The organism is Lacticaseibacillus manihotivorans DSM 13343 = JCM 12514 (assembly GCF_001435035.1).
In the GTDB taxonomy this organism is placed as follows: domain Bacteria; phylum Bacillota; class Bacilli; order Lactobacillales; family Lactobacillaceae; genus Lacticaseibacillus; species Lacticaseibacillus manihotivorans.
In genome coordinates, this window is the sequence record NZ_AZEU01000267.1 from 1 (window position 1) to 9,288 (window position 9,288).

Consider the following 9,288-nt stretch of genomic DNA (forward strand, 5'->3'; position numbering starts at 1 on the left):
ACACCCTACGAAGTTTTCTATAATGAGACTTTGCACTTAATTTGACAATTCACCGCAAAAAAAAATCCACCTCCGAGGAGATGGATTTTTAATTGACGAGATTAACGCTTCAACGTTGCGCCAACATAGTTGTACATGCCGGCTGGGCTGTAAGTTGCACCCTTCAAAGCAGGGTTAACAAGGTGAGCGGAAACACGTTGATACAAAGGAGAAACCCCTTGATCCTTCATCAGGATTTGTTCAGCTTTCTTCAAGTCGTCATAACGCTTGTCAGCGTTAGTGGCATCAGTGGTCTTGGAAGCTTGGATCAGCTTGTCGTATTCGGCGTTAGACCAAGAACCATCGTTGTAAGAGCCACCAGTGGTGAACAGGTCAAGGAAGGAGATGGCATCTGGGAAGTCAGCAGACCAGCCAGTGATAACCATGTCGAAGTCCTTAGATGCAGAACGAGCCAGACGAGTCTTGAATGGTAAGGCATTGATCGTTACCTTGAAACCATCGAGTTTTTGTAAAGCATTTTGCAGATATTCGGAAGTGTTCTTAGAAGCATCAGTATCATCACAGTTCATGGATACAGAGAGGCTAGTAATGCCAGCTTCTTTCTTACCTTCTTCCCAAAGCTTCTTAGCTTCGGTCAAGTTGTAGTCGGTATACTTGCTGGTTTCGCCTTTAGCAGCGTCTTTAGCAAAGTCAACTGAGGTATCAGCTGGATCAGTGTACAAACCTTGAGGCGTTACAGTCTTGCCTGGGATCGAGGAATCTTTGATAACAGACTTGATGAAGCCTTTACGGTTGATGGCCATTGAGATAGCTTGACGGATCTTAGCATTCTTGAAGGCAGGCACTTTCTTTTCGTTGAATTCAAGATAGAAAGTAGCGGATTCCTTCAAACCTTGATAGTCTTTGTTGGTCTTTGCTTGAGCAGCTAAGGAACCAGACAAGGAAGCATCATCAAGCTTGCCAGACTTGTACAAGTTGTTGGCAGTGGAAGGATCCTTAACCACTTGCGTCGTGATGTTCTTAAGCTTGACGTTCTTGGCGTTCCAGTACTTCGGGTTCTTAGTTTCAGTCCAAGTGTTACCAGTACCGTTCCAAGACTTCAACGTGTAAGGGCCGTTAGTCAAAATGTACTTAGCTTGCGTCCCGTACTTCTTACCCGCTTTGTCGACCATGGTCTTAGATTGTGGGAAGAAGACTGGGTTGACCATCATGGTGTTGAAGTAAGGCAAGGCCTTTTCCAAGGTGACTTGCAACTTGTAATCGCCAATGGCTTTAACACCTAAAGTCTTAGCATCTTTCTTGCCAGCCATGATGGCGTCAGCATTCTTGATGCCAGAGAAGAGGTAAGCATATTGAGACTTGGTCTTTGGATCAACCGTGCGTTGCCAGCCAAAAACGAAATCTTTAGCAGTTACGGCTTTGCCGTTAGACCAAGTGGACTTACGCAAGTCGAAAGTATATGTTTTACCATTGTTAGTTGGCTTAGCCACGGACTTCGCCAAAGCGGGTTCAAGCTTAGCGCCGTTATAACGGTACAAACCTTCCATGGTATCAACCAATTGTTGACCACCGATAACATCGGTGTTGGTAGATGGGTCCATGGTGGAAATCACATCACCAACCATGCGAGTCCAAGTGTTGCTCTTTGTTGCTTTGTCGCTGCTAGAAGAGGATTTGCCCCCGCAAGCGGCAAGTAAGGCGGCGGATGCTAATAATACGGCGCCGGCCGTCAAGCCTTTCTTCATCTTCATAAGTGTGCCCCCTAATGTTTATGCCCCTTAATTTAGATTAAAATTATATGAAAGTCAATGGCAAAATCAAATTTTTACCCATAAAAATGTCACAAACCGTTCATATTTGTCTAAAATCCGAAACCACGTGTCAGCTATTCTCGCTATTATATGCGTGAAATACACAAAATGGAGAAGTTTTTCAGATTTTGTTCTTTCCCGTTTCTCATAAACAAAAACAGTCTCATGCTCGAGACTGTTGGGTGATCATATTGAGTTCCACTTGGACGGCGCGCTGATAAGTGACGCCGAACTTATCAAGATGGACCATCAAATAATATAGACGATAGAAGTGTTGGCGTTGTTCAAAGCCTGGGTCTAATGGATATTGGCTAGCGTAACCGCGATAAAAGTCTGAAGTAAACCCGCCAAACACCGTGGTGATCCCAAGATCAAATTCGCGATCGCCATACCAAGCGGCAGGATCGATCAAAGCAGGACGGCCATCTTGTAAGAACATATAATTGCCCGACCATAAATCGCCATGTAATAAGACCGGTTGGCTATGATGCTGGCTTAAGCTTTCGATGATCTGCTCACGCGCAGTTAGAAATTGTGCCCGTTGGTTGTCCGCCCATAATTGTTTCTTCAATAAACTTGCGTCCAACACGTCCAAGCGCTGATTGACGAAACTTTGCGTCCATGAATCACTCCAAGCATTGGCAAAACTGACGCTGGTGCCAGCATAAGGCTGACTGAAGCCAAAGCGACCAGTGGGACTTTTGAATTGATGGAGTTGCGCCACTAAATGTCCGAGGTCGGCTTGTGATCCGGATCCTTGCGGCAAGTAATCTAAAATTAAATACGCATCCCCGTAGATCTGCCCATGCGCGATCACATGCGGCGCGGTGATTTCAGCTTGTTGAAAAGCCTTCAGTCCGGCGACTTCGCCAGCATAAAAACTAGCGGGCTGGCCAGCTTGCACTAATAGGAAATAATCTTGTTTGCTTGTTGTCAGATGATATGCTTGATTGACGTCACCACCAGAGATCGGTGTGATGGTGGTGATTTCCGGTAAGGGTAATTTTGAAAGCCATTTTTTGTCCATGAGCAAATTCCTTTCGCTAGAACAAACGTTTGGTATATAATATAAAGATACGGGAGGTGCCAAAATGTTAAAACAGTGTACGTATGATTCACCACTTGGCCAAATGACCCTTTTAGCTGATGAAACTGGACTTTACGGCGTATGGTTTGATGCACAAGCGTATTTTGGCGGTCAATTTGATTTAAGCACGATCGCGACTGGCGATAATGCGGTGTTGCAACAAACACGCGCTTGGTTGACGGCGTATTTTGAAGGGCGTGAATTGAAGCGTCCAGCCATCCATTTTAACGGCACACCATATCGCCAAGCCGTGCAACGCGCACTGTGCGATATTCCGCGCGGACAAGTGGCGACCTATCAACAACTCGCCGATCAACTTGTTGCCACGCTCGGCCATAAAACTGCCGCGCGTGCCATCGGTGGCGCCGTTGGGCATAATCCACTGAGTGTGATCGTGCCTTGCCATCGCGTGGTCGGGACTAACGGTTCCATGACCGGTTATGCTGGTGGGCTTTGGCGAAAACAAGCACTCCTTGAGCTCGAAGGCGCTAGCGATCAAGTGAAATCGTAAAGTAATTGTTGTCCCCGCGGTATTTGGCGATCGAATATTCCAGGGGTTGATGATCTTTGGTTTGGCCGTAAGTATGGAAGTAAAAAATCGGCGCGCCTGTGTCCACATTCAACAAGCTGGCAGTGGTTTCGTCTGCGGCCAACACCTCTAGTTTACGTTCGATATGCGTGATCGTTAACCCGCGCTGATCTAATTCTTCATATAGAGAGGCGTTAGCAAAATCGATTTGATCAAAATCATCCAACCCAGCTCGCGTTAAATATGTGGTGACCAGTACGACCGGCTGATCGTCGGCAAAACGTAAACGCAAAAGCTTGTAGACTTTCGCACCGTCTTCCAGTTTCAAGGCGTGTTGGACTTCGGTGTTGGCGACTTCCTCGTGAAAATACAACACCGTGGTTTTAGCAATCACCCCATTTTGTGCCATTTCACTATCGAAGTTGCGGATCACATGGGTAAATTCTTGGGCCAGTTTGGTTTGGCGCACGCGGGTTCCGACTCGCCGCTTGCGTTCTAAATAACCGGCATTGACCAGCGCTTCGATCGCTTGGCGGACAGTCGGTCGACTGACGTTGAAGTTTTCAGCTAAGTCGAGTTCTTTGGGGATGACGCTGCCTTCAGGATATGTGCCATTTTGAATGCGGGTCAGCAATTCGGCTTGAATTTGTTCGTACTTCGGTTTTGTCATGATGCGCCTCCGTTAGGTCATGACATAATTATAACATAGCGACACAAAAGGACCACGATTTGCTCGTGGTCCTTTTGCGTACGGATTTAGAATTCGCGCGTATCTGGATCTTTGGCCAAGCCGGCGACGCCATGCAAGCCGTCGATGACAGCCATGTCTTCAGGACTTAATTCAAAATCAAATAAGTCAGCGTTTTGTTGAATGCGCTCAGAATGCACAGATTTGGGCAATGGCACAAAGCCATGTTGCAGCGACCAGCGTAAAACCACTTGGGCGACTGACTTGTGATAGCGTTCGGCGAGTTGTTGCAATGCCTCCACGCCGAACATTTTCCCGGTGCCAAGCGGAGAGTAGCCTTCGTTGAGCATTCCATGGGCGGTGTTATAAGCGGTGAGCTCAGCTTGACGATCAGAAGGGTTCAAGAAAATTTGGTTGACCATCGGCTTGATTTCAGCGGTTTTAAACAATGCTTCAAGGTGATGCTGACGGAAATTGGATACGCCGATCGCGCGGGCTTTGCCAGCTTTCAAAATGGCTTCCATTGCGCGCCAAGTCTCAGCGTTCATTTCTTGCCAATGATCCCGATATGCAGCAGGGTTTGGCCAGTGGATCAAATACAAATCGACGTAATCCACACCTAAGGATGCTAGGCTTTTGTCCATTGCGGCTAAGGTTTGATCGTAACCACGATCCGTGTTCCAAAGCTTCGTGGTTAAAAAGATATCCTCGCGCGCAACACCGGAAGCTTTAAGGCCTTTGCCCACGCCGACTTCATTACCGTATACCGTGGCCGTATCGATATGGCGATAACCAGCGTCAAGGGCGGCTTTCACAGACGCTTCAGCGACATCACCATCAGGCGTTTGCCAAGTGCCAAAGCCGACAATCGGCACCTGGACGCCATTACTTAACGTGTAGGTATCGGTTAATTTGGTTAATTTCGTCATGACGTTTCCTCCGTTAACGGTCGATGTCGATATGGTCAGTGCCGGCTTGTTGCATCCGCGCTTTGAGTTCATTGATGATCTTAATACCAGAACTAGTGCCGATACGATCAGTGCCGGCTTGGATCATTGCGATAAAGGTATCTGCATCACGAATCCCGCCAGCCGCTTTGACTTTGACCGCGTCACCAACCATTTGTTTCATCAAACGTACATCTTCAAGCGTTGCGCCACCAGTCCCAAAGCCGGTGGCAGTTTTGATGAAATCAGGCCGAACTTTCTTGGCAATGGTTGCCGCGCGCACAATATCTTCATCTTCCAAATAACAGTTTTCAAAAATCACTTTGCATGGTAGATGATGTTCATGACAAACCGCCACGATTTGGGTCATTTCAGATTCGATATAGTCGGTATCGCCAGCTTTAAGCCGGCCGATGTTTAAGACATAGTCAATTTCATTGGCACCGTTTTTGATCGCATCTTGAGTTTCAAAAACTTTGGCTGCAATTGAAGTCTGACCTAAAGGAAAAGCAATCGCCGCACCAGTGTCGATATCTGTGCCTTTGAGTTGCGCCGCGCAAAGTTTGGATTGCACCTGATTGATCGCCACCATTTTGAAGTGATAAGCCTTGGCTTCATCACATAATTTGATCATATCTGCATCGCTTGCATCAGCATGTAAGTTGGTGTGATCGACGAATCTTGCCAAGTCATCTAAAGTATATGCCGTCATATCGGATCCTCCTATATGTTATTACATATTAAAATATAAACCGGTTTCAAAAAGATTGCAAGTTTGAATTGACAACTGTTCTGCAACAGGGTATCTTGAAGTCGAAGGTTAGTTAGTCAAGTAACTAACCGATGGAGGTGAACCGATGCATTTTGATGCCGATAGTGTGGTGCCCTTGTTTCAACAAGTTGCCGAGCAACTCCAAGCCGGCATTTTAAGCGGGGCGTTCAAAGATAATGAGCAAGTGCCGTCGACGACTGCCATGGCGCGGCAGTATCAACTCAACCCCGCCACAGTCTTGAAAGGGATGAATGTGCTGGTGGATGCGGGATTGATCGAAAAAAAGCGTGGGATCGGGATGTTCGTGTGTGACGGGGCGACGGCGAAACTGCAACAATTGGCCATCGCTGACTTTGGCGACACGTTAAAGCCGGTGATCCAAGCGGCCAAAGCGTTGGGGATGGATAAACAGGCGCTGCTTGCAGCAATCGATAAGGGGTGGGACGAATGAGTACGATCACAATTTCTGGGGTGCAAAAGAAATATCATCAAAAGCCGGTGTTAAAAGACGTCAACTTGGCGATACAGCCCAATCAGATCTACGGCTTGCTTGGGCGCAACGGCGTGGGGAAAAGTACGTTGATGCGCATCATTGCCAATCGCACGCGGATCAAAGTTGGCACGGTGACCTTAGACGGCGAATCCGTATTTGAAAATGAACGCGCGCAAAATCGTATTTACTTGATGAGTACCGCCAAACTATTGCCACAAGAAGAAAAAGTCTTCAAACTTTTCAAACTGATCAAAACCATGTATGGGGATTTTGATGAAGCTTATGCCGAGCACTTGGCTGAAGCCTTTGAGTTGGATACGCATAGTAAACTGCGGAAGTTGTCGACTGGTTATCAAACCATCGCCAACTTGATCATTGCGTTGTGTTTGCCTTGTGACTTTATTTTCTTAGATGAACCAGTATTAGGATTAGATGCCAATCATCGCGAATTGTTTTATCAAGAATTAGCCGAGACGTTTTCGTCCAAGCCGCGGACTTTTGTGATCGCGACGCATTTGATCGAAGAAGTATCTGGCTTATTGAACCACGTGTTTGTGATCGCGGACGGGAAAGTTTCATTAGACGAAGACGTGGAAGTTTTGCAACAGCGCGGCCGGCAGATCTCAGGGCCAGCTGCCCTTGTACAAGACTATCTGCAAGGCGTGCCAGTCTTACATACCACGCGCCTTGGCGGAATGATGACGGCTTATTGTTTGCAAACCCCACTAGAACGCCCATTACCTGCAGGCGTGAGTCTCGATGGGATGAACTTACAACGCTTGTTTATTGAGGTGACTAGAAAGCCTGGTGGCCGAGATGAAATATAGCGGCCTTTTGAAAATAACGATGCCTTCAGCGTTAACTTATTGCGCGGCAGGGGCGTTGACCTTATTGGTATTGGAAGTGTTATGGCCAGTAGTGACCGGCAGTCACGCTCAAGCGTCTTTCGATTGGGTAACGATGATTGGAATTATCGGGTGGGTTTCAGGGCTTTATATGAGTCAAGGGGTGATTGGCATTGGCTTTCAAACCGGCGCAAGTCGTAAAACCATGGTGCTGGCCCACTGGACGTTTTGGTTGATCGTTTCGGCAGGATATAGTGCTGTTGCGATGATCGGTCAAACCTTGTTAGTTAATTTTGGGATTAATTCAACGACTCGTATGTCCGGATTTCCTAACTATATGGTTGCAGGGCATGGCATTTCGACGTTCATTTTTTTATTGCTGATCGGATTGATGACTTGCGGGATCGGGAGTCTGTTCAGCGTTGTGATGATTTTTGTCCCGAAGAAAATGCTGATCTTAACCATTGCGGTGGGAACAATGGTACTTTCGTTGACTGTGGGAATCGTCGGAATTATTGGAATCTGGAGTCTCAAACAATTATGGCCGGCATTAATGCGCCAAGCATGGGTGTGGTTGATTAGCATGGGGATATTAACGGCGGCTTTGGCCGTTGCGGGTTACGTAGTTTATCAACACCTCAATGCTCCAGAACAAATTGGGAGGCGCTGATGAAATACAGTCGATTATTAAAAGTGACCGCGCCATCAACGTTGCTGTCTTGCGGCTTTGCAGTCCTCGCATTACTGGTTGTAGAGATTGCCTTGCCGTTATGGGAAGATCCAACCGAAAAAATCACCGTCAATTGGATAATGCTGGCAATGTTGTTAGGTTGGGTCGCTGGTCTCATGATGTGCCAACAAGTGTTAGGCGTCGGCTTTGCCACTGGGACGAGTCGTAAAACCATGATTTTGACACAATGGACGCATGGCATCGTGATTGCCTTAGGGTTTAGCGCGTTTGCTTTGATCGCTCAACGTATTCTGCTTAACAGCCCTTTGAGGTTAACCGATCAAATGACGAATTTTCCCCATTTCATGCAAGCTGGTGGGATGATCAGCTCGTTTGTCCTTTTGACTTTGGTCAGCTTAGTTTGTGTGGCGATCGGTAGTTTGGCTGGGGCGAGTTTCATTTACTTGCCAACGAAAGTGATCGTGCCAGTGGTTTTGGTTGCTGGAATTATGGTGATTCCAATGCTAGTCGTCATTGGCTTCGTCGGCGTGTTCGGCGCGCAACAGTTGTGGCCTGGCGTGTTGAATCAGACCTGGGTGTGGTTATTGAGTCTAACAGTTTTGACGTCGATCTTCGCGCTGGCGCATTATCTGGTTTATCAACACCTCGATGCCCCAGAACAAATCAGGAGGCGCTGATGAAAAATCAAGTAATTTTCCGTCGCTTATTAAAAGGCATCGGCTTGCCACTTGTGTGTGTTTGGCCAGGAGCGATTATCTTGTGGCTGGTGGTTTGGATTGCGGTTCTCAAATGGATAGGGGTCAGCGGCAGTCTTGGTCCGATGCCGATCGGTATCTGGTTGGCAGTATTTACGGGTTTGGCCTATTTCAATACTGAGCCGGCCTTTGATTTGGCAATGCAAACAGGCGTCTCACGCCAACGTGTTTTCGGTGATTTAATGCTAATTTGGTCAGGCTGCACAATATTGACTGCAGTGATCTTAGGATTGTGGTCATTGATTGCCCCGATGCCTCACTTATTGATTCAAGATTTGGGATATCATGGTTCGGAAAATTTTGTGGTGCTCGCAACCAACGTATTATTAGTGCTCTTGAGTTTGATGGTGGCAGCTTTGGTTGGCATTCTTGCGCGCATCGCTTCGATGAAAGTTACCGATGATAATCGCTGGTGGTTGTGGTTAGGGTTAATTCTTGTTTTCTTTTGGTTATCGCTATCCAATCGCAGCGTTCAGGCGACACGGTGGTTAGCCCAAATCTATTGGGTATGGCCGTTAATAGTAGCCGTCGCCTTGTGTGGGTTGCTCATTTTTCTCCATCATCAATTTCAAGTGATCGAACCAAGAAACTAGTTCGCCAAGCGGTGAGCTAGTTTTTTTGGCCTTTGATTTACAATTTAAGTGCAAGATGATAAGTGCAAGAAAAAGGA

11 protein-coding genes are annotated in these 9,288 nt (G+C 47.0%); 6 read left to right on the plus strand and 5 right to left on the minus strand.

The window, feature by feature from the left end; all coding sequences use genetic code 11:
* Positions 1-101: 101 nt before the first annotated feature.
* The gene (locus FD01_RS13375) at positions 102-1,751 is read right to left on the minus strand and encodes a peptide ABC transporter substrate-binding protein (RefSeq protein WP_056964787.1); all 1,650 of its coding nucleotides are present in this window, start codon (positions 1,749-1,751) and stop codon (positions 102-104) included.
* 223 nt (positions 1,752-1,974) lie between these two features.
* Entirely contained in the window at positions 1,975-2,838 is an 864-nt protein-coding gene (locus FD01_RS13380; protein WP_056964789.1) for a fructosamine kinase family protein, read from the minus strand.
* 64 nt (positions 2,839-2,902) lie between these two features.
* Between FD01_RS13380 and FD01_RS13385 the strand changes: the two genes are divergently transcribed.
* Positions 2,903-3,409 (plus strand): methylated-DNA--[protein]-cysteine S-methyltransferase, encoded by a 507-nt coding sequence (locus FD01_RS13385; RefSeq protein ID WP_054718723.1) that lies wholly within the window; start codon positions 2,903-2,905, stop codon positions 3,407-3,409.
* On the opposite strand, the gene FD01_RS13390 is transcribed toward FD01_RS13385, so the two are convergent.
* The 3 genes from FD01_RS13390 to deoC all read right to left on the minus strand — a co-directional run bounded on the left by FD01_RS13390 (position 3,387) and on the right by deoC (position 5,774).
* Entirely contained in the window at positions 3,387-4,097 is a 711-nt protein-coding gene (locus FD01_RS13390; protein WP_056964790.1) for a GntR family transcriptional regulator, read from the minus strand. The two genes, FD01_RS13385 and FD01_RS13390, sit on opposite strands and share 23 nt — an antisense overlap.
* Positions 4,098-4,183: 86 nt before the next feature.
* Positions 4,184-5,044 carry an aldo/keto reductase gene (locus tag FD01_RS13395; protein ID WP_054718727.1) on the minus strand — a complete coding sequence of 287 codons (861 nt, stop codon included), beginning with the start codon at positions 5,042-5,044 and terminating at the stop codon, positions 4,184-4,186.
* 13 nt (positions 5,045-5,057) lie between these two features.
* On the minus strand, positions 5,058-5,774 hold the full coding sequence (gene deoC / locus FD01_RS13400; RefSeq protein ID WP_054718730.1) for a deoxyribose-phosphate aldolase: 717 nt from the start codon (positions 5,772-5,774) through the stop codon (positions 5,058-5,060).
* 145 nt (positions 5,775-5,919) lie between these two features.
* On the opposite strand from deoC, the gene FD01_RS13405 reads away from it, so the two are divergent.
* From FD01_RS13405 to FD01_RS13425, 5 genes are read left to right on the plus strand one after another with little or no spacing between them, the layout of a single operon-like run.
* Positions 5,920-6,285, plus strand: a complete 366-nt coding sequence (locus FD01_RS13405) for a GntR family transcriptional regulator (protein ID WP_054718733.1) — start codon at positions 5,920-5,922, stop codon at positions 6,283-6,285.
* On the plus strand, positions 6,282-7,154 hold the full coding sequence (locus FD01_RS13410; RefSeq protein WP_056964792.1) for an ATP-binding cassette domain-containing protein: 873 nt from the start codon (positions 6,282-6,284) through the stop codon (positions 7,152-7,154). The genes FD01_RS13405 and FD01_RS13410 overlap by 4 nt, the downstream gene beginning before the upstream one ends.
* On the plus strand, positions 7,144-7,842 hold the full coding sequence (locus FD01_RS13415) for a V-type ATP synthase subunit I domain-containing protein (RefSeq protein ID WP_056964794.1): 699 nt from the start codon (positions 7,144-7,146) through the stop codon (positions 7,840-7,842). Before FD01_RS13410 ends, FD01_RS13415 begins: the two co-directional genes overlap by 11 nt.
* Positions 7,842-8,540 carry a hypothetical protein gene (locus tag FD01_RS13420; protein ID WP_056964797.1) on the plus strand — a complete coding sequence of 233 codons (699 nt, stop codon included), beginning with the start codon at positions 7,842-7,844 and terminating at the stop codon, positions 8,538-8,540. Before FD01_RS13415 ends, FD01_RS13420 begins: the two co-directional genes overlap by 1 nt.
* On the plus strand, positions 8,540-9,211 hold the full coding sequence (locus tag FD01_RS13425) for a hypothetical protein (RefSeq protein ID WP_056964799.1): 672 nt from the start codon (positions 8,540-8,542) through the stop codon (positions 9,209-9,211). Before FD01_RS13420 ends, FD01_RS13425 begins: the two co-directional genes overlap by 1 nt.
* Positions 9,212-9,288: the final 77 nt, after the last annotated feature.

Bases quoted from the DNA above. Each gene is read 5' to 3' on its own strand.
- FD01_RS13415 (WP_056964794.1), top strand. From the start codon at position 7,144: ATGAAATATAGCGGCCTTTTGAAAATAACGATGCCTTCAGCGTTAACT.
- deoC (WP_054718730.1), bottom strand. From the start codon at position 5,774: ATGACGGCATATACTTTAGATGACTTGGCAAGATTCGTCGATCACACC.
- FD01_RS13385 (WP_054718723.1), top strand. From the start codon at position 2,903: ATGTTAAAACAGTGTACGTATGATTCACCACTTGGCCAAATGACCCTT.
- FD01_RS13410 (WP_056964792.1), top strand. From the start codon at position 6,282: ATGAGTACGATCACAATTTCTGGGGTGCAAAAGAAATATCATCAAAAG.
- FD01_RS13375 (WP_056964787.1), bottom strand. From the start codon at position 1,751: ATGAAGATGAAGAAAGGCTTGACGGCCGGCGCCGTATTATTAGCATCC.
- FD01_RS13405 (WP_054718733.1), top strand. From the start codon at position 5,920: ATGCATTTTGATGCCGATAGTGTGGTGCCCTTGTTTCAACAAGTTGCC.
- FD01_RS13390 (WP_056964790.1), bottom strand. From the start codon at position 4,097: ATGACAAAACCGAAGTACGAACAAATTCAAGCCGAATTGCTGACCCGC.
- FD01_RS13420 (WP_056964797.1), top strand. From the start codon at position 7,842: ATGAAATACAGTCGATTATTAAAAGTGACCGCGCCATCAACGTTGCTG.
- FD01_RS13425 (WP_056964799.1), top strand. From the start codon at position 8,540: ATGAAAAATCAAGTAATTTTCCGTCGCTTATTAAAAGGCATCGGCTTG.
- FD01_RS13380 (WP_056964789.1), bottom strand. From the start codon at position 2,838: ATGGACAAAAAATGGCTTTCAAAATTACCCTTACCGGAAATCACCACC.
- FD01_RS13395 (WP_054718727.1), bottom strand. From the start codon at position 5,044: ATGACGAAATTAACCAAATTAACCGATACCTACACGTTAAGTAATGGC.